This window comes from Streptomyces sp. NPDC018263 (assembly GCF_055562575.1).
This window is the reverse complement of the sequence record NZ_JBVHFA010000001.1, coordinates 460,105-478,330: the sequence shown is the minus strand read 5'-3', so window position 1 is coordinate 478,330 and position 18,226 is coordinate 460,105. Positions and strand designations below refer to the sequence as shown.

Sequence of the window (18,226 nt, the reverse complement as noted above, 5' to 3'; positions counted from 1 at the left end):
ACGGCACCGTGCGCCGGGCACACTGGAGGGACCGCCCGGCCCGGCCGCCCCCGCCCGGCCGCGGTGCCCCTGACCCGTAACCCGCCGAACCGCCCGCCGAACCGACCGTTCCATTGGGGGAGTTGGAAGCACCAGTGACCACCCGGACCGACCACACCGCTGACCGACCCATCTCGCTCACCGCCCCGAGCGGCATCGACCGAGCCGCCCACCACCGGCTCGACGAAGCCTGGCTCGCGGCGGCGTGGAGCCACCCCACGACCCGCTGCTTCGTGGTCTCCGGCGGCCAGGTGCTCATCGACGAGACGCCCGACGGGCGCACCGAGCTCGTCATGACTCCCTCCTTCGAGGCCCCCCTCACCGAGGCCCACCGCTACTTCCTGGGCGAGGACGAGGACGGCGTCAGCTACTTCGCGCTCCAGAAGGACTCCCTGCCCGGCCGCATCGACCAGTCCGCCCGCCCCGCCGGGCTGCGCGAGGCGGGCCTGCTGCTCTCCCCGCGCGACGCCGGGCTGATGGTGCACGCGGTCGGCCTGGAGAACTGGCAGCGCACCCACCGCTTCTGCTCCCGCTGCGGCGAGCGCACCGTCATCGCCGCCGCCGGGCACATCCGCCGGTGCCAGGCGTGCGGCGCCGAGCACTACCCGCGCACCGACCCGGCGGTGATCATGGCGGTCACCGACGGCCAGGACCGCATCCTGCTCGGCCGCCAGGTGCACTGGCCCGAGGGCCGCTTCTCCACGCTGGCCGGCTTCGTCGAGCCCGGCGAGTCCATCGAGCAGTCGGTGCGCCGCGAGGTCTTCGAGGAGGCGGGCATCACGGTCGGCGAGGTCGAGTACGTCGCCAGCCAGCCCTGGCCGTTCCCGTCCAGCCTGATGCTGGGCTTCTTCGCCCACGCCACCTCCACCGAGATCGACGCCGACGGCGAGGAGATCGAGGAGGCCCGCTGGTTCTCCCGCGACGAGCTGGGCGCCGCCTTCGAGTCCGGCGAGGTGCTGCCGCCCTACGGCATCTCCATCGCCGCCCGTCTGATCGAGATGTGGTACGGCAAGCCGCTGCCGACCCGGAGCGCGTTCTAGAGGCGTTCCGAGCACGAGAAAACCCCGGCCGCCCTTGTTCACGGGGGGGCCGGGGTTCTCGCGGTTCTCAGGGGTCAGGCGCCGAGGGCCTGCTTCACCTGGGCGAGGCTCGGGTTGGTCATGACGACCTCGGAGCCACCGCCGGACGGCACGACGCGCACGGTCGGCACCGTCTGGTTGCCGTCGTTCGCCTTCTCCACGAACGCGGCGGACTCGGGGTCGTGCTCGATGTTGATCTCGGTGAAGGGGATGCCCTCCCGGTCGAGCTGGCCCTTCAGCCGGCGGCAGTAACCGCACCAAGTCGTGCTGTACATCGTCACAGTGCCCTGCATGTCTCGCGCTCCTCAGGCGGCCGGGGGTACGTCCAACGTCGTGCACAGGGCAAACGTGCGGAGCCCGGCATGAATTCCCACGCATGTGATGCCCGCCGCACCGGCCGCTGTGACACCCGCCGCATTAAAACGACTATCAGGGCCCGCCTGTGGACAACCGGCGCGCCGGTCCCGGCCGACCTGGCAGCATGGCCATGTGACAGCAGCAACGCCCTCCCCTCTCTTCCCGCGGACCCCGGACTCGGCCGACGCGGTGCTCGAAGGGCTCGACCCCGAGCAGCGCGAGGTCGCCACCGCCCTGCACGGGCCGGTGTGCGTCCTGGCCGGAGCAGGCACGGGCAAGACCCGCGCGATCACCCACCGCATCGCGTACGGGGTGCGCTCGGGCCTGCTCCAGCCGTCCAGCGTGCTCGCCGTCACCTTCACCAACCGCGCGGCCGGCGAGATGCGCGGCCGGCTCCGCCAGCTCGGCGCCCAGGGCGTGCAGGCCCGCACCTTCCACTCCGCCGCGCTCCGCCAGCTCCAGTACTTCTGGCCGAAAGCGATCGGCGGCGGGCTGCCCCGGCTGGTCGACCGCAAGATCCAGTTGGTCGCCGACGCGGCCGCCGCCTGCGGTCTCCGCCTGGACCGGGGCGAGCTGCGGGACGCCACCGCCGAGATCGAGTGGTGCAAGGTCACCCAGACCGTCCCCGCCGACTATCCGTACGCGGCCGTGAAGGCGGGTCGCGAGACCCCGCGCGACCCGGCCGAGATCTCCCACCTCTACGCGGCCTACGAGAACCTCAAGCGCGACCGCGCCGTCATCGACTTCGAGGACGTGCTGCTGCTCACCGTCGCCGTCCTCCAGGACCGGCACGACATCGCCGACCAGGTACGCGCCCAGTACCAGCACTTCGTGGTGGACGAGTACCAGGACGTCAGCCCGCTCCAGCAGCGGCTGCTCGAACTCTGGCTCGGCGACCGCGACAGCCTGTGCGTCGTGGGCGACGCCAGCCAGACCATCTACTCGTTCACGGGTGCAACCCCCGACCATCTCCTCGACTTCCGGCTCCGCCATCCCGGCGCCACCGTGGTCAAGCTGGTCCGGGACTACCGCTCCACCCCCCAGGTGGTCCGCCTCGCCAACGGCCTGCTCGCCCAGGCCCACGGCCGCGCCGCCGACCACCGGCTGGAACTGGTCTCCCAGCGCGCCCAGGGTCCCGAACCCGTCTTCACCGAGTACACCGACGAGCCCGCCGAGGCCGAGGGTGCCGCCCGCCGCATCCGCGAGCTGATCGCCGCCGGGACCCCGGCCGCCGAGATCGCCGTGCTGTTCCGCACCAACTCGCAGTCCGAGACCTACGAACAGGCCCTGGCCGACGCCGGCGTCCCCTACCAGTTGCGCGGCGCCGAGCGCTTCTTCGACCGGCCCGAGGTGCGCAAGGCGAGCGTCGCCCTGCGTGCCGCCGCCCGCTTCGGCGGCAACGACTCCCTGCTGGACGAGGCGGTCGACCTGCCCTCCCAGGTCCGCGCCGTGCTCTCCGGCGAGGGCTGGAGCAGCGAACCCCCGGCCGGGTCGGGCGCCGTCCGCGAACGCTGGGAGTCGCTGGCCGCGCTGGTCGCCCTCGCCCACGACTTCGCCGCCGCCCACCCGGGGGCCACCCTGAGCGACCTGGTCGCGGAGCTGGACGAGCGGGCCACCGCCCAGCACGCCCCGACCGTCCAGGGCGTCACCCTCGCCTCCCTGCACGCGGCCAAGGGCCTGGAGTGGGACGCCGTCTTCCTGGTCGGCGTGGCCGAGGGCATGCTGCCGATCACCTACGCCAGGACCGACGAACAGATCGAGGAGGAGCGCCGCCTCCTCTACGTCGGCGTCACCCGCGCGCGCGAACGGCTCCACCTCTCCTGGTCGCTCGCCCGCTCGCCCGGCGGACGGGCGGGCCGCAAACCGAGCCGCTTCCTCGACGGCCTGCGCCCCGGCTCCACCGCCACCGTCGGCCGCGCGGCGATGGGCACCGGCGGCGTCGAGCGCGGCACCCCCGGCGGACTCCCGGCCGCCCCCCGGCGCGCCCAGCGCACCCCGGCCCGCTGCCGGGTCTGCGGCCGCACCCTCACCGACGCCGGCGAGATGAAGCTGATGCGCTGTGAGGACTGCCCCTCCGACATGGACGAGGGTCTGTACGAGCGGCTGCGGGAGTGGCGGGCGGTGGAGGCGGGACAGAGCGGACAGCCGGACTTCTGCGTCTTCACCGACCGCACCCTGATGGCCATCGCCGAGACCCGCCCCGACTGCGCGGCCGAACTCTCCCGCATCCCCGGCGTCCTGGACCGCAAGCTGCGCCGCTACGGCACCGACGTACTGGCCATCTGCGCAGGCCAGGAGGCCGGCACCGCCCCCGTGGACGAGCCTTCCACGACTGATCGGAACTCGTCGCAAAAATAGTTTGCGCCCGCGCCGGGAATCCCCATAGGTTCTAGGCACGGAAACGGCGGCCTTCTCGAAGGCTGTGAATCCGTGCTGTACTTCCATATCCGAGGACCGATTCGCACCGGTCCCCAAGACGCCGAGAGGAGGCGAGCCCAATGATCAGCATCGAGACCATCATCACCAGCCCGGTCAAACTGACCGATCGTCCGGCCGTCTCCCTGTGCATCCTCGGCACGCCCTCCCAGGGCACCGGTCTGTCCGGCATTCGTGCCGCCCGTCCGGCCTCCTCGCTGCTCTTTGCGGACCTCCCTGTCCGCGAGCGCAATGAGCGACCGACCAAGGCACTGGCAGCGGTAGAGGCACAGGCGCAGGGCGCCTATGCCTTCGCGGCGGCCGGTGCCGGATTCCGCAAGCAGACGCAGCACCACCAGATGTGGGCCTTCCGTGGGCCAGAACCCTGGAGTGATCCAGCCTGATCGGCGATCAGGCAGGCGCCTTCAGGGCCGCGGAACCCCATCCGGGAACCGCGGCCCTTCTGTTTTCCCCGAACAGGGAGAACACCCCGAAGGCGCCTCGGGACAACAAAAGAGAACCCGGTACCCAGCCGACACCCGGTCCACCGACCGGAACGACCAGACGAGGAAAACACCCCGTGCAACTCGAAGCGCACGCCCCGTCAGTACCGCCTTCACAAGCGATCACTCAGCTCGGCTCCACGGAGGACCCCGCCTTGCTCCCCCTCACCGCGCTCACCGCGCTCGACGACGCCATCGAGAACCTCGGCGTGCCCGTCCCCTGCCGTTCCTACGACCCGGAGGTCTTCTTCGCCGAGTCGCCGGCCGATGTCGAGTACGCCAAGTCGCTCTGCCGCACCTGCCCGCTGGTCGAGGCATGCCTCGCCGGGGCCAAGGAGCGCCGGGAGCCCTGGGGCGTCTGGGGCGGGGAGCTGTTCGTCCAGGGCGTCGTCGTCGCCCGGAAGCGGCCCCGCGGCCGCCCGCGCAAGAACCCGGTCACGGCATGAACGTCGCACGCATGAACACCGCAGGAACGATCGACCGTCCCCTCACGCACGACCCCAAGAAGCAGGCCCCGATGAAGCCGTCCACCAGCGAGCCCACCGGCTCGGCGACCCCAGACCTCGACAACCGCGGCGTGACAGGCTCGCGCCAGACGAACAGGACCCGCGAAATGCAACTCATCCCAGAAGCCCTGGCTCGTGCGCATATGCACGAGCGCCTGCACGACGCCCAGCGGGAGCGCCGGGCCATGAGCCTGGCCACCGCCCGGCGGATGCAGCGCCGGGCGGAGCGCGCCTCCCTGCGTGCCCGCCGTGCGCTCGCCGCCGCCGTCATGCAGTAGGCGCCGCCCTCGACGCGCACTGAGCGCACCCACCCGAAGCGGTGGCCTCCCGGCTCAGGGAGGCGAAGCCTTCCCCTCGGGGGCCGGTCCGGCCGAACGGACCGGCCCCCGAGGCATGTCCGCCCCCGCCGGACCCGCGCCTACGCCCCGGCCGCGGGCACCTCCGGCAGGTCCTCCTCCTCGGACGCCGGCACCTCTTCCGCCGGCGGCTCCGTCTCCGGACGGAACCCCGGCAGCCAGTCCTCCAGCTCGTCCCGCAGCCGCACCGTCGCGCCCAACTGGCACAGCACACCGATGGTGCTCAGCGTGACCCGGTGGATCAGCAGGTAGGACGGCGGCAGATTGAGCTGCTTGCCGAGCTGGTACGCGGGGGAGCGTGGGTCGGCGACCCGGGCCGCCTGGCCGCGCATCCACGAGCGGGTGAAGGTGAAGGTGTCCACCTGCGCGGGCTCGATGATCGGCAGCAGGTAGTCGAGGACCGCGTCGGGGTCCAGTTCCATGGACTCCTTGATGAACCCCTCCTCGCACAGCATCTCGTAGACCGGCTCGGCGTCGCCGTCCAGCGTCATCCGCAGCGCCACCCCGATGGTCGGGGGGAGCCCGCCGGGGAGCCGGTCGACCGTGCCGAAGTCCAGCACGCCCAGCCGCCAGCCGTCCTCGCCGTCGGGGCCCACCGGCAGCAGCCGGAAGTTGCCCGGATGCGGGTCGGCGTGCAGCAGCCCGGTGCGGGCCGGGCCGGAGAAGAGGAAGCGCGCCAGCAGTTGCCCGGCCCGGTCGCGCTGCTCCTCGGTGCCGTCGGAGATGATCTCCGACAGCGGGATGCCGTCGATCCACTCGGTCACCAGCACCTGCTCGCACTGGTGCACCACCGCCGGGACCAGTACGTCCGGATCGTCCGCGAACTCCACCGCGTGCGCGGCCTGGGCCTGCGCCTCCAGCTCGTAGTCCAGCTCCTCGGAGACCCGGTCCTTCAACTCCGCGATCAGCGGCTTGATGTCCATGCCGGGGATCAGTGGGCCCAACAGGCGGGCGAACCGGCTCAGTTGACCGAGGTCCGAGAGCAGTGCCTCACCGGCGCCCGGATACTGGACCTTGACCGCCACCTCCCGGCCGTCGTGCCACACCGCTCGGTGCACCTGGCCGATCGAGGCCGCCGCCGAGGGCTTGTCCTCGAACTCCAGGAACAGCTCCCGCCAGTCCTCGCCCATCCGCTCCGCCAGCACGGCGTGCACCGTGCGGGTCGGCATCGGGGGCGCCGCTTCCTGAAGCTTGGTCAGCGCGGCACGGTAGGGCCCGGCGACCTCCTCAGGGAGCGCGGACTCGAAGACGGACAGGGCCTGCCCGAACTTCATCGCGCCTCCCTTCAGCTCACCGAGGACCTTGAAGAGCTGCTCGGCAGTTCGTTGCTGAAGCTCCCGCCCCACGAGTTCGGCCGACTCGCCCACGATCCGCTTGCCCAGCCCCCAGGTGGCCCGGCCGGCGAAGCCGAGCGGGAGCGCGGCGAGCTTCGCGGTCCGGGTGACCGCCTTCCGGGGAAGATCAGACATGCGCCCTCCAAGTCCCTGCCGGCCGCGCCGCGCCGGTCTCGCGTCGCCGCTCGGCCGACGGCCGTTGCACCGCCATTGTCGCGCGCGCCGGCCCTCGCGTTGAGGAGTGCTCCCCCTCGGTTTTCTCCCCGGCCCGCGCCGGGGTGCTTCCCCTCCTTCTCTCCTTCGCCCCGCAGCCGCATGCCGGATGCGGGGCGACCGGGTGAGACTCCCAGGTCAGAGTGGGTAGGGCTGCCTCCCAGCGGGTGCCGGTGGCCGCCGGTCCGGCCCCGTCGAGGAAGCTCAGGGCATGGGCCGCGGCGAGTCCCGCGACCGCCGTGGCGAGGGTCAGGTCACAGGCGCCCACCCGGCGTGCCCGGCCCGAACGCCACTGGGTGATCAGCCGGGGCCACGCCGCGTCCTCGTCGGTGCGGTGCTGCTGGAGACAGCCCGCGCACCCCGTCCTGCCGGGCAGCACCAGCGGCCCGACGACCCCGGTGCCCTCCACCACACCCGCGTAGAGATGGGGAGTGCCGGAGATCATGAGCGGCTCGGCGAGGAACGGGTCCGGGGCGTGCACCGCGACCTCGTCGCGCGGGGCGAGGACCACCAGCGACAGCCCCGGCTCGTCGTCCGGGCCCGGGCCGGAGAGCCTGCCGTGCCGGGGCCGGCGGGGTGGGCGGTCCGGTGCCGCACGGCGCACCGCAGCCCGCGCCGCCTCGTCCCGCCGCTCGCCCACCGCCTCCGCCGGCAGTCCGCCCGGCGCCACGTCCCACGACTGCACCCGGCCCACGTCCCGCACGTCGACCTCCCCGACCCCCGCCCCGGAGAGCAGCGCCGCCAGCACGGACCCCACCCGGCCCGCACCGAGCACCCGCACCCGCATGGCACGCCGGGCGGCGAGGCGGGTGAGCGCGCCGCCCGGCTCCGCCGTGGTCAGCGACAGCGAGGCGAGGTCGGGACGCAGCCGCTCCAGCGCCTCCCCTCTCTCCCGCAGCGCGGTCGCGGCCGGGGAACAGTCCCGCGTGTCGTCGAGCAGGCCCGCCCGGCCCAGCCGGCCGACCAGCCGGTCGGCGTGGCCGTCGGGCAGGTCCAGCCGGCGGGCCTCCTCCCGCAGTAACGCCACGTCACGGGTGCCGTCGAGCAGGTCCAGGAAGCTGCCCGTGGCCAGGTCCACCGGACCCAGAGTGATCGCGTGCGCGGGAGTCATCCCGAACTGCACGGTGCCGAGATCGCGCCAGCCACGCCGCAGCGCCGGCTTCACCATCGGATGCATGACAGGCCCCCGTCTCCCAGGTCTCGCGCACACCCCGGCCGGGCGTGCGTCCTTCTGCCTCTCGTACGTCGGCCGAGCCGGTCCCGCTCGTTCCGACAACTGCCAGCATGGCGGGGCTCCGGAATCCGTGCCGAAAGTTGTCCACAGGCGCGGAGTGATCGTCGTACGAGCTGATGACAAGGGGATTCCGCTGTCCACAGGCCCGGCCCGCCGTCCGCGCCGACGGGTACCTTCGAGACGTGCCCACCGAACCGACCGAACAGCAGCCGCCCGCCGCACACGGCCCCGTCGAAGTGAGACGGAGCGACCGGCGCCGCCGGACCGTCTCCGCCTACCGCGAGGGCGACCGCACCATCGTGCTGATCCCCGCCCGCATGTCCAAGGCGGAGGAGCGGCGCTGGGTCACCGCCATGCTCGACCGGCTCGCCGCCAAGGAGGCGAGACGGACCGTGCCCGGCGGTGACACCGAACTGGCCGAGCGCGCCGGACGGCTGTCGGAGCGGTACTTCGAGGGCCGGGCGCGGCCCCGGTCGGTGCGCTGGGTGACCAACCAGAACACCCGCTGGGGCTCGTGCACCCCGGCGGAGGGCACCATCCGGCTCTCGCACCGGCTGCGGGGGATGCCCGAGTACGTGGTCGACTACGTGCTCTGCCACGAGCTGGCGCATCTGCTGGTGCCCGGTCACGGCCCGGACTTCTGGCGGCTGTTGGAGTCCTACCCGCGCACCGAGCGGGCGCGCGGCTATCTGGAGGGCGTGACCGCCACCTCCCGGCAGCCGGGCCTGCCGCCGGACGTGACGGACGACGAGGACGAGGACGAGGACGAGGACGAGGGCGAGGAGGTGTGAGGTGCGGGCCGCGGTTCTGTACCGGGTCTGTACCGGCTGAGGCCGATGTCGGTATTTGCGGTTAGCCTGACGCGACGCAACTGCTTTCGGGACGGGGGACGGACGTAACGCATGTCCAGGGAATTCCAACGCGGCCACAAGGCCCGGATCAGTGACCTCACCGCGGGTACGGATCTGTACGTGGGCGTGCAGATCTCCGCTCCAGGACTGACCTTCGACATAAGCTGCTTCGGCCTCGACGCCGACGAACGGCTCTCCGACGACCGGTACTTCGTCTTCTTCAACCAGCCGAAGTCGCCCGAGGAGTCCATCCAACTGCTGGGCGCCCAGGCGGGCGACACCGAGTCGTTCCGGGTCACGCTGGACCGGATTCCGGCCGGCATCCACAAGCTGTCCTTCACCGCGACCATCGACGGCGACGGGCAGATGTCCCGGATCGCGCCCGGCTATCTGCGGATCGTGGCGGGCGGCGAGGAGGTCGCGCGGTATTCCTTCACCGGCGCGGAGTTCACCACCGAGCGCGCCGTCATGCTCGGCGACCTCTATCTCAAGGACGTCTGGCGGTTCGCCGCGGTCGGGCAGGGCTTCGACGGCGGTCTGGAGGCGCTGCTGAAGAACTTCGGCGGCGAGGTGGCCGAGGAGGAGGCGCCCGCGCCGGCCCAGCCGGAGGCCGCCGCGCCGCCCGCCGCCCCCGGCTTCGCGCCGCCCGCCTTCGCCGTGCCCGGCGGACCGGCCACACCCCCCGCGCCCCAGACGGTCACCCCGCCTGCGGCGCCCCGGCCCGACGTGCACGCGGCTCCCACCCTGGTCGAACCCCTGACCCCGCCCGCCGGCACCCTCCCGCCGCCCAGCCCGGCCCCGGCCGCCTTCGGCCACCCCGCCCCGCCGAGCGCACCCCTGCCACCGGGCTACGGCCAGCCCCCGGCAGCGCCGGCCCCACCCGGATACGGCCAGCCCCCGGCCGCACCCACCCCGCCCGGCTACAACACGCCGCCCTCCCACGGCGGCCAGCCGGCCGCCCCCGTGCCCCCCGGCTACGGCCAGGTCCCCGGCCAGGGCCACGGCACCCCCTCCTACAGCGTCCCGCAGGGTGCGCCCCAGGGAGCGGCCGGAGTGGGCGCCGCGCTCCAGATGTACAAGGAGGCGCCCACCGGGCAGCGCTGGACCCAGCAGAACCACAAGCTGATCCGCGTCGACCTCGGCGCCGGCGGCCAGCCGGTACTGGCCCGGCAGGGCAGCATGGTGCTCTACCAGGGCAAGGTCGACTTCAACTACAAGGGCGCCGGATTCACCGGCCGGCTCGTCGGCAACGCCACCGGCCAGGAGATGCAGTTGATGCGCTGCACCGGCCAGGGACAGGTGTTCCTCGCCGACAACTCCACCCACCTCCACCCCATCGAGCTGCAGGGCGACGCGATCTGCGTCTCCGCGGAGAACGTCCTCGCCTTCGACGAGAGCCTCCAGTACGAGGTCCGCCGCATCGAGGGCCACGGCATCCCCGGCGGCGCGCTGTTCATCATGCAGTTCCAGGGCACCGGCACGCTCGTCGTCAAGACGCACGGCACGCCCGTCGTGCTGCCGGTGACGCCGACGACCTTCGCCGACTGCCACGCGGTGGTCGCCTGGTCGGCCGCCTCGCAGGTGATCGTCTCCAGCCAGGTCCGGATGCGCCGCAACGCCTACGCGGGCGACACGGGGGAGAGCGTGAACCTCCAGTTCCGGGGAGCGCCCGGCAACTTCATCGTCGTCCAGCCGTACGAGGTCTGAGGGAGCCCGTCATGAACCAGCCGCTCGCGGGCTTCGCCCCCGCACCCGTCACCGCCCGTATGGAGACCCACGGCAGCCACATGCTGAAGGTCGCCCTGCAGACCGGCAACGACCTCCTGGCACGCGTGGGGTCGATGGTCGCCTACGAGGGCTTCATCCAGTACGAGCCCAACCCGCCCGCCGTCCGCCAGATCGCCCGCGACTGGATGACCGGTGAGGGCGCCCCGCTGATGAAGTGCTCCGGCGACGGCCTGCTCTACCTCGCCGACTACGGCGCCGACGTGGTCGTGATCAACCTCAACGGCGACGGCATCTCGGTCAACGCCACCAATCTGCTCGCCTTCGACGCGAGCCTCACCTGGGGCGTGGAGCGGGTCAAGGGGCTCGCCAAGTTCGCCGGGCAGGGCCTGTGGAACACCCGGATCTCCGGTCAGGGCTGGGTCGCGCTGACCTCGCGCGGCACCCCGATCGTGGTGGACTGCGGAGGCGGCGAGGACGAGACCTACGTCGACCCGGACGCCCTGGTGGCGTGGTCCCCGAACCTCAAGGTGAAGGGCAAGCGCAGCTTCAAGGCGCAGTCGCTGATCGGCCGGGGCAGCGGCGAGGCGTACCAGATGGCCTTCTCCGGGCAGGGCATCGTCGTCGTCCAGCCCAGCGAGGACAGCACCGACCGCCTCCGGTTCCGGGGCTGAGGGGGAGCACAGACACCATGCAGAGCCCGCTTTTCGCACACAACGACCTCCAGACCCAGGAGCGTTGGAGCCTGCAGAACGCGCAGATGCTCCGCGTCACCCTGGAGGGCCATGACGACCTGCTGGCCCGCAAGGGCACCATGGTCGCCTACCAGGGCATGGTCGAGTTCGACGCCGAGTACCGCAGCCAGGGCCAGCGCCGGGCGCGGGCCCACACCGGCGAGGGCCTGGACCTGATGCGCTGTCACGGCCAGGGCACCGTCTACCTCGCCAACCTGGCCCAGCACGTCCACCTGCTGGACGTGGAGCAGGAGGGCCTGACCGTCGACAGCTCCTACGTCCTCGCCATGGACTCCTCGCTGCACCACGAGGTCATCGCGGTGGACAGCCTCTACGGCATCTCCGGCTCCGGGAAGTACCAGCTCAACATCACCGGCCGCGGCAAGGTCGCCCTGATGACCTCGGGCACGCCGCTGCTGATGCAGGTCACGCCCGACAAGTACGTCAACTGCGACGCGGACGCCATCGTGGCCTGGTCGACCTCGCTGCGGGTGCAGATGCAGGCCCAGACCCACTCCTCCGGGGTGTGGCGGCGGCGCGGCAGCACCGGGGAGGGCTGGGAGCTGAGCTTCATGGGTTCCGGCTTCGCCCTGGTCCAGCCCAGCGAGCTGCTGCCGCCGCAGCACGCGCAGACAGGCGGCGGAGTCGCGGCCCAGTTCGGCATGGGCCAGCAGGGCGCGCGCGGGCAGAACCAGGGCAACGTCTGGAGCTGACGGCGCGACGAGCACAGCGCGGCGAACGCAAGGGGCGCCCACAGTTGGCGGGCGCCCCTTACACGTTCACAGCATCACCGGCCCAGGGCCCGCGCACGCTCACAGCATCACCGGCCCAGGGCCCGCGCACGCTCACAGCCGCGACCGCGTGGCCTCCAGCAGTTGGACCACCGACTCGTCCGCGACGTCCGCGACCTCGTCGTAGCCGAACCAGCGCAGGTCCAGCGACTCGTCGCTGATCGCCTGCTCGGCGCCGACCGGGGCCAGCACCGCGTACTGCACGTCGAGGTGCCAGTGGCACGGGGCCGGGATCGGGTGCCGGTCCAGGCGGACCGGGCCGCCGGGGAGCAGGGTCAGCCCGGCGATGCCGGACTCCTCCGTGGCCTCGCGCAGGGCCGCGCCCGCCAAGGAGATGTCGCCCGGCTCGCAGTGGCCGCCCATCTGGAGCCACATCCGCAGCTTCTTGTGCAGGGTGAGCAGCACGCGGCCGTGCTCCGGGTCGATCACCAGGGCGCTGGCCGTGAGGTGGCCCGCGTCGCAGGAGCGCCAGATGCCGTCCGGGTGGGCGGCGAGGTGGGCCTGGTAGGTGTCACGCAGTTCGGGCTGGCCCTCGTACCCCTTGAGCACGAGGACCGCGTCGTCGTACAGGCTCACTCGCTCTTGTCGCCCTTGCCCTCGTCACCCTTGTCGCCCCCGGTGCCCTCGGCGCCCTGGTCCTTCTTGAGGTCCGGCTTCCGCGCACCGCCGCCGGCCGCCTCGCCGAGCATCTTGTCCAGCTCGGAGAAGTCCATCTGCTCGCGGTGGACGAAGCCGTCCGGGTCGTCGAGGTCGGTGGCCGTCGGCAGCATGTCCGGGTGGTGCCACAGGTCGTCCCGGCCGTCGACGCCGCGCGCGTCGGTGAGCGAGGCCCACAGACGGGAGGCGTCGCGCAGCCGGCGCGGGCGCAGCTCCAGGCCGATCAGCGTGGCGAAGGTCTGCTCGGCCGGACCGCCGCTCGCGCGACGGCGGCGCAGCGTCTCGCGCAGCGCGTCGGCCGAGGTCAGACGCGGCTTCGCGGCCGCGTGGACCACCGCGTCCACCCAGCCCTCGACCAGCGCGAGTGCGGTCTCCAGCCGGGCCAAAGCCGCCTTCTGCTCGGGCGTGTCCTCGGGCTGGAACATGCCCTGCTGGAGCGCGTCCTGAAGCTGCTCGGGGTTCTGCGGGTCGAACTGGCCGACCACGTCCTCCAGCTTGGCGGTGTCGACCTTGATGCCGCGCGCGTATCCCTCGACCGCGCCGAAGAGGTGCGAGCGCAGCCACGGCACATGGGCGAAGAGGCGCTGGTGGGCCGCTTCGCGCAGGGCGAGGTACAGCCGCACCTCGTCCATGGGGACGCCCAGGTCCTTGCCGAACGCCTCCATGTTGACCGGGAGCAGCGCGGCCTTGCCCGCCGGACCCAGCGGCAGGCCGATGTCGGTGGAACCGACGACCTCGCCCGCGAGCACGCCGACGGCCTGCCCGATCTGGGTGCCGAACATGGCGCCGCCCATCGAGCGCATCATGCCGATCAGCGGGCCCGCCATGGCCTGCATCTCCTCCGGCAGGACATCGCCCATGGCCGCGCCGACCCGCTCGGCGACCGGGTCGACCAGCGCCTTCCAGGCCGGGAGCGTCGCCTCGACCCACTCCGCGCGCGACCAGGCCACGGAGGTGTTGGCGCCGGAGGGCAGCGAGGTCGCGTCGTCCAGCCACAGGTCGGCCAGGCGCACCGCCTCCTGGACCGCGGAGCGCTCGGCCGGGCCGACGCTGGCGTCCTTGACGCCGTCCTGCGTGCCCTGGGCGACCGTCTGGCGGGCGATCTGCTTGGCCATGTCCCAGTTCACCGGGCCGCCCTCGTAGGAGAGCATCTGGCCGAGCTGCTGGAACGCCGCGCCCAGGTCGTTGGGGTTCAGCGAGCCGAACATCGCGGCGAGCGGGTTGTCGGCGCCGGGACCGCCGAAGCCCCCGGCTCCCGGCAGACTGCCGAAACCGAACGGGTCGGCCGGTCCCTGCCCACCACCGCTCTGCTGGTCCTTCTTCTTGCCCTCGTCGCCGTCGTCCGGCTCCTCCGGCGGAAGGCCGAATCCGAATGGGGTGTCACTCACGGGGTTCCTCGGCTGGTAAGGCCACCGGTTCTCCCGGCGGCGCGGCTGCCCGACTTCACCACCCAGCGTAGACACCCGGACCGGATAGGGCCTCGGTGCTTCGCCCACAGATGGGCTGCGGCAGGATGGATGCACCTGGTACGGGCGCGTCGTCCGCGCTCGTACTGAAGACAACCGCTGGAGACGCCCGGTGAGTTCCCCAGATCCGCAGGTTCGCGCAGCGCGAAACCCCTCATCTCCGCCCGCATCGCCCTCGCCCGCGGTGCGCGGGCCCGTCGTCGCGGTCACCGGCGCCGCCACCGGGATCGGCGCGCTGCTGACCGAGCGGCTCGCGGCGTCCGAGGAGATCCGGCAGGTCGTGGCCATCGACGAGCGGCGCGGGGAGTGCGCCGAGGCCGAGTGGCACATCCTCGACGTGCGGGACCCGGCCATCGCGGAGAAGCTGCGCGGCGCCGACGTGGTCGTCCACCTCGCGCTCGACCTGGACCTGGGCAGCGACACCGCCGCCCGCACCGCCTACAACGTGCGCGGCACCCAGACCGTGCTCACCGCCGCGGCCGCCGCCGGGGTGCACCGGGTCGTGCTGTGCACGTCGGCCATGGTCTACGGCGCCCTGCCGGACAACGAGCTGCCGCTCTCGGAGGACGCCGAGCTGCGCGCCACCGCCGAGGCCACCGGCGTCGCCGACCTGCTGGAGATCGAGCGCCTGGCCCGCCGCGCGCCCCGCGCGCACCCCGGCCTGAACGTCACCGTCGTACGTCCCGCCCTGCTGGTCGGCGGCACCGACACCGCGCTGACCCGGTACTTCGAGTCGCCCCGGCTGCTCGTGGTCGCTGACTCCCGGCCCGCCTGGCAGTTCTGCCACGTCGAGGACCTGTGCTCGGCGCTGGAGTACGCCGTGCTGGAGAAGGTCGACGGGGAACTCGCCGTCGGCTGCGACGGCTGGCTGGAGCAGGAGGAGGTCGAGGAGCTGAGCGGCATCCGGCGCATGGAGCTGCCCTCAGCGGTGGCCCTCGGCGCCGCCGCCCGGCTGCACCGGATCGGGCTCACCCCGTCCCCGGCGGGCGACCTGGCGTACACGATGTACCCCTGGGTGGTCAGCGGGAGCCGGCTGCACGAGGCCGGGTGGCGGCCCCGCTGGACGAACGAGGACGTGCTCGCCGAGCTGCTGGCGGAGGTCTCCGGCCGGCACACGGTCGCCGGGCGCAGGCTCGGCCGCAAGGACGCCACCGCGGCCGGCGCGGCGGGCGCGACCGTGGCCCTGCTGGGCGCGGCGGCGGTGGTCCGCCGGGCCCGCAAGGCACGGCGCCGTATCTGAGCGCCCGGAGAGCCCCCGCACGCCCACCCGGCCGAGCGTCGCGTTCCGCCCCCCGCGCGCCGTGCGGCACCATGGAGACATGGCACTCACGAACGAACACCCCGGTGAGCAGGCGGCTCCCAGCCCCATCAGGCTGATCGGCGTCCGGGACACGCCCCTCTCGGTGGACGAGGTGTTCGCCGCGCTCGGGGACGAGGCGGCGGGCGGGATCTCGCTGTTCGTGGGCACGGTACGCAACCACGACGGGGGCGCGGACGTCGACGCCCTCGGCTACTCCTGCCACCCCTCCGCCACCGACGAGATGCGGCGTGTCGCGGAGAAGGTCGTCGCGGAGTACCCGGTGCGCGCCCTGGCGGCCGTCCACCGGGTGGGTGACCTGGCCGTCGGCGACCTCGCCGTCGTCGTCGGCGTGGCGTGCCCGCACCGGGCCGAGGCCTTCGACGCCTGCCGGAAGCTCATCGACGACATCAAGCACGAGGTGCCGATCTGGAAGCACCAGCGCTTCTCCGACGGCACCGAGGAGTGGGTCGGCGCCTGCTGAAGGCGGTGACGTTCGGCCCATCGGGTGCTCCGGTTGCGTAACCGCCCCCCGCGCGTGAGCGTTGTCCCTGCGAATGGTTAATCTGCTGATCACTCAGTTCGCAGCGGACACTCATGGGGTTGGGAGGTCGGCATGGCGGTGCTCGTCTGGTTGCTGATTCCGTTCATCGCCGCGGTCGCGGCCGGTCTGTGGGGAAGCTGGGCCAACCGGACCCGCAGGACCCGCGGGGACGGCCCCGAACTCGACGGCTACGCGCGCTTCCGCGAGGCCATGGAGAAGTCCCACACGGGCGCTCCCGGCGCCTGACGGGGGTGCCCTGACGGGGCGCCGACACGCGTGTCCCGTACTGTCGTGCCATGCCACGCCGTACCGCGACGATGCTCGCGTCCACCCTGATGCTGATCGCGCTGCTCTGCGCGGGAGTGCTCATCCCCGTGCCGTACGCGGAGATGTCGCCGGGGCCGACCGTGAACACGCTCGGGGAGCACGACGGCGAGCCGGTGCTCCAGGTCTCGGGCCACCGCACCTATCCGGCCGACGGCCACCTGAACATGACCACCGTCCGGGTGACCAGCGCGGACTTCCGGATGAACCTGGTCGAGGCGGTCTACGGCTGGCTGGCGCACGACACCAAGGTCGTCCCGCACGACACGCTGTACCCCGACGGCAAGACCGAGGAGCAGTCCACCCAGGAGAACGCCGAGGAGTTCAGCCAGTCGCAGGAGAGCGCCAAGGTCGCCGCCCTGAAGGAGCTGCACATCCCGGTGACGTCCTGGGTGATCGTCTCCACGGTGATCAAGGACTCCCCGGCCGAGGGCAGGCTGCACGCGGGCGACGTGATCAAGGCCGTGGACGGTACGCCGGTCAAGCAGCCCTCCGACGTGGCCAAGCTGGTCACCAAGCACAAGCCGGGCCAGAAGGTCGTCTTCACCGTGGTCCCGGCCAAGGAGCAGGCGGCCGCCGAGAAGGCGCACCGTACGGCGACCAGGACCCAGGACGTGACGATCACGACCACCGACTCCGACGACAAGGGCGCCCACCGGGCCGTCGTCGGGATCTCCGCCGGGACCGACCACACCTTCCCGTTCACCGTCGACATCAAGCTCGCCGACGTCGGCGGCCCCAGCGCGGGCCTGATGTTCTCGCTCGGCATCTACGACAAGCTCACCCCGGGCAGCCTCACCGGCGGCAAGTTCATCGCGGGCACCGGCACCATCGACGACGACGGCACGGTCGGCCCCATCGGCGGCATCGAGATGAAGACGGTCGGCGCGCGCGCCAAGGGCGCCCAGTACTTCCTGACCCCGGCCGACAACTGTGCCTCCGCCGCCAAGGACACCCCGAGCGGCCTCACCCTGGTCAAGGTGAAGAAGATCGGCGACGCCCTGGAGTCCCTCAAGGACATCCGCGAGGGCCGCACCGCCGACCTGCCGGAGTGCACCACCAAGGGCTGAGAAACGGCCGTACGCGCGCGGGATCGCCCCCGCGCGCGTACGCGGTACCGAAGAGCGGTACGAAGATCAGTCGGCGAACGTCGCCGTCAGTGCCTCCGCCAGCCCAGGCACCAGGTCGGGACCGGTCAGCACCTCGGTCGCCGCGTCCTTCTCCCGCAGCCGGATCGCCGACTCGCGGTTGCCGTCGCGCAGCACCGCCACCGTCATCCGCACCTCCTGGCGCTCCGGACGCGCGGCCACCCACTTGGCCAGCTCGGCGTCGCTGAGCCCCTGCGGGACCTGCGTGTCGACGGACGAGGGCAGCATCAGGCGCTCCACGGTGAGCGCGCAGCCGACCACCGCGTCGGGCCAGGCGATGGTGGCGAGGAACTCGTCCAGCGCCTTGTCGGCAGGGACCTCGTCCTGCTCGATCGGGGTGAAGCCGGTGGCGCCGGTCTCCTCGTCCAGGCCGAGCTGGGCCGCGAGGGAGGGTTCCTGGGTGCGCAGACGCGCGGTGTCGACGAGGGCGAAGAGGCGGGCCGGCTGGTCCCAGCCGAGGCCGGACGCGTACTCGTCGATCTCGAGTACGGCCCGGGTGAGCGGGCTCGCCGCCATGGGAGTGTTGGACATGGTCACAATCCTGCCTCGTTCCTGGCCGAAATCGGGAACCGAGTAAACCGTGAGTAAGTTGCATAGGTGGGGGCCCGCGATCACAGGGGGCCACCAAGGGCCCGCGAACACGAGGGTCTGAC

At 72.4% G+C, this 18,226-nt stretch carries 19 protein-coding genes; 13 read left to right on the top strand and 6 right to left on the bottom strand.

What is annotated here, in order from left to right; genetic code table 11:
• The first annotated feature begins 134 nt into the window (after nucleotides 1-134).
• Nucleotides 135-1,079: an NAD(+) diphosphatase gene (gene nudC / locus ACZ3HQ_RS02190; RefSeq protein ID WP_350744656.1), complete on the top strand. Its 945-nt coding sequence runs from the start codon at nucleotides 135-137 to the stop codon at nucleotides 1,077-1,079.
• Between the two features lie 74 nt (nucleotides 1,080-1,153).
• Here the strand turns inward: nudC and ACZ3HQ_RS02185 are convergent, their stop codons facing one another.
• A complete protein-coding gene (locus ACZ3HQ_RS02185) occupies nucleotides 1,154-1,411 on the bottom strand; it encodes a mycoredoxin (protein ID WP_161147073.1) in 258 nt (85 codons plus the stop codon).
• 88 nt (nucleotides 1,412-1,499) lie between these two features.
• On the opposite strand from ACZ3HQ_RS02185, the gene ACZ3HQ_RS02180 reads away from it, so the two are divergent.
• The 4 genes from ACZ3HQ_RS02180 to ACZ3HQ_RS02165 all read left to right on the top strand — a co-directional run bounded on the left by ACZ3HQ_RS02180 (nucleotide 1,500) and on the right by ACZ3HQ_RS02165 (nucleotide 5,177).
• On the top strand, nucleotides 1,500-3,833 hold the full coding sequence (locus ACZ3HQ_RS02180; protein WP_467507203.1) for an ATP-dependent DNA helicase UvrD2: 2,334 nt from the start codon (nucleotides 1,500-1,502) through the stop codon (nucleotides 3,831-3,833).
• Between the two features lie 140 nt (nucleotides 3,834-3,973).
• On the top strand, nucleotides 3,974-4,294 hold the full coding sequence (locus ACZ3HQ_RS02175) for a hypothetical protein (protein WP_467507202.1): 321 nt from the start codon (nucleotides 3,974-3,976) through the stop codon (nucleotides 4,292-4,294).
• A 176-nt stretch (nucleotides 4,295-4,470) separates the two neighbouring features.
• Entirely contained in the window at nucleotides 4,471-4,839 is a 369-nt protein-coding gene (locus ACZ3HQ_RS02170) for a WhiB family transcriptional regulator (RefSeq protein ID WP_030807350.1), read from the top strand.
• Between the two features lie 11 nt (nucleotides 4,840-4,850).
• Nucleotides 4,851-5,177, top strand: coding sequence for a hypothetical protein (locus tag ACZ3HQ_RS02165; RefSeq protein WP_467507201.1), 327 nt, complete (start codon nucleotides 4,851-4,853; stop codon nucleotides 5,175-5,177).
• Between the two features lie 140 nt (nucleotides 5,178-5,317).
• On the opposite strand, the gene ACZ3HQ_RS02160 is transcribed toward ACZ3HQ_RS02165, so the two are convergent.
• Both ACZ3HQ_RS02160 and ACZ3HQ_RS02155 read right to left on the bottom strand, forming a co-directional pair.
• Nucleotides 5,318-6,724 carry an ABC1 kinase family protein gene (locus ACZ3HQ_RS02160; protein WP_467507200.1) on the bottom strand — a complete coding sequence of 469 codons (1,407 nt, stop codon included), beginning with the start codon at nucleotides 6,722-6,724 and terminating at the stop codon, nucleotides 5,318-5,320.
• The gene (locus ACZ3HQ_RS02155) at nucleotides 6,717-7,979 is read right to left on the bottom strand and encodes a TOMM precursor leader peptide-binding protein (protein ID WP_467507198.1); all 1,263 of its coding nucleotides are present in this window, start codon (nucleotides 7,977-7,979) and stop codon (nucleotides 6,717-6,719) included. Before ACZ3HQ_RS02155 ends, ACZ3HQ_RS02160 begins: the two co-directional genes overlap by 8 nt.
• A 173-nt stretch (nucleotides 7,980-8,152) precedes the next feature.
• On the opposite strand from ACZ3HQ_RS02155, the gene ACZ3HQ_RS02150 reads away from it, so the two are divergent.
• The 4 genes from ACZ3HQ_RS02150 (at nucleotide 8,153) to ACZ3HQ_RS02135 (ending at nucleotide 12,059) form a co-directional block, all read left to right on the top strand.
• Nucleotides 8,153-8,827: a M48 metallopeptidase family protein gene (locus ACZ3HQ_RS02150; protein ID WP_467507196.1), complete on the top strand. Its 675-nt coding sequence runs from the start codon at nucleotides 8,153-8,155 to the stop codon at nucleotides 8,825-8,827.
• A gap of 111 nt (nucleotides 8,828-8,938) precedes the next feature.
• Nucleotides 8,939-10,594, top strand: a complete 1,656-nt coding sequence (locus tag ACZ3HQ_RS02145; protein ID WP_467507194.1) for a TerD family protein — start codon at nucleotides 8,939-8,941, stop codon at nucleotides 10,592-10,594.
• 11 nt (nucleotides 10,595-10,605) lie between these two features.
• Nucleotides 10,606-11,286 (top strand): AIM24 family protein, encoded by a 681-nt coding sequence (locus ACZ3HQ_RS02140; RefSeq protein ID WP_467507193.1) that lies wholly within the window; start codon nucleotides 10,606-10,608, stop codon nucleotides 11,284-11,286.
• Between the two features lie 17 nt (nucleotides 11,287-11,303).
• Entirely contained in the window at nucleotides 11,304-12,059 is a 756-nt protein-coding gene (locus tag ACZ3HQ_RS02135) for an AIM24 family protein (protein WP_467507191.1), read from the top strand.
• A 132-nt stretch (nucleotides 12,060-12,191) separates the two neighbouring features.
• On the opposite strand, the gene ACZ3HQ_RS02130 is transcribed toward ACZ3HQ_RS02135, so the two are convergent.
• Entirely contained in the window at nucleotides 12,192-12,713 is a 522-nt protein-coding gene (locus ACZ3HQ_RS02130) for an NUDIX hydrolase (protein ID WP_467507190.1), read from the bottom strand.
• Nucleotides 12,710-14,182, bottom strand: coding sequence for a zinc-dependent metalloprotease (locus tag ACZ3HQ_RS02125; RefSeq protein ID WP_467507189.1), 1,473 nt, complete (start codon nucleotides 14,180-14,182; stop codon nucleotides 12,710-12,712). Before ACZ3HQ_RS02125 ends, ACZ3HQ_RS02130 begins: the two co-directional genes overlap by 4 nt.
• Before the next feature lie 190 nt (nucleotides 14,183-14,372).
• On the opposite strand from ACZ3HQ_RS02125, the gene ACZ3HQ_RS02120 reads away from it, so the two are divergent.
• From ACZ3HQ_RS02120 to ACZ3HQ_RS02105, 4 genes are all read left to right on the top strand, one after another.
• Entirely contained in the window at nucleotides 14,373-15,500 is a 1,128-nt protein-coding gene (locus ACZ3HQ_RS02120; protein ID WP_467507187.1) for an SDR family oxidoreductase, read from the top strand.
• Nucleotides 15,501-15,579: 79 nt separating this feature from the next.
• A complete protein-coding gene (locus tag ACZ3HQ_RS02115; protein ID WP_467507186.1) occupies nucleotides 15,580-16,041 on the top strand; it encodes a molybdenum cofactor biosynthesis protein MoaE in 462 nt (153 codons plus the stop codon).
• A gap of 132 nt (nucleotides 16,042-16,173) precedes the next feature.
• Nucleotides 16,174-16,347 carry a hypothetical protein gene (locus ACZ3HQ_RS02110; RefSeq protein ID WP_165425490.1) on the top strand — a complete coding sequence of 58 codons (174 nt, stop codon included), beginning with the start codon at nucleotides 16,174-16,176 and terminating at the stop codon, nucleotides 16,345-16,347.
• A 50-nt stretch (nucleotides 16,348-16,397) separates the two neighbouring features.
• Nucleotides 16,398-17,495 (top strand): YlbL family protein, encoded by a 1,098-nt coding sequence (locus ACZ3HQ_RS02105; RefSeq protein ID WP_467507184.1) that lies wholly within the window; start codon nucleotides 16,398-16,400, stop codon nucleotides 17,493-17,495.
• Nucleotides 17,496-17,561: 66 nt separating this feature from the next.
• Here the strand turns inward: ACZ3HQ_RS02105 and ACZ3HQ_RS02100 are convergent, their stop codons facing one another.
• On the bottom strand, nucleotides 17,562-18,110 hold the full coding sequence (locus tag ACZ3HQ_RS02100) for a PPA1309 family protein (protein ID WP_467507183.1): 549 nt from the start codon (nucleotides 18,108-18,110) through the stop codon (nucleotides 17,562-17,564).
• Nucleotides 18,111-18,226 lie beyond the last annotated feature (116 nt).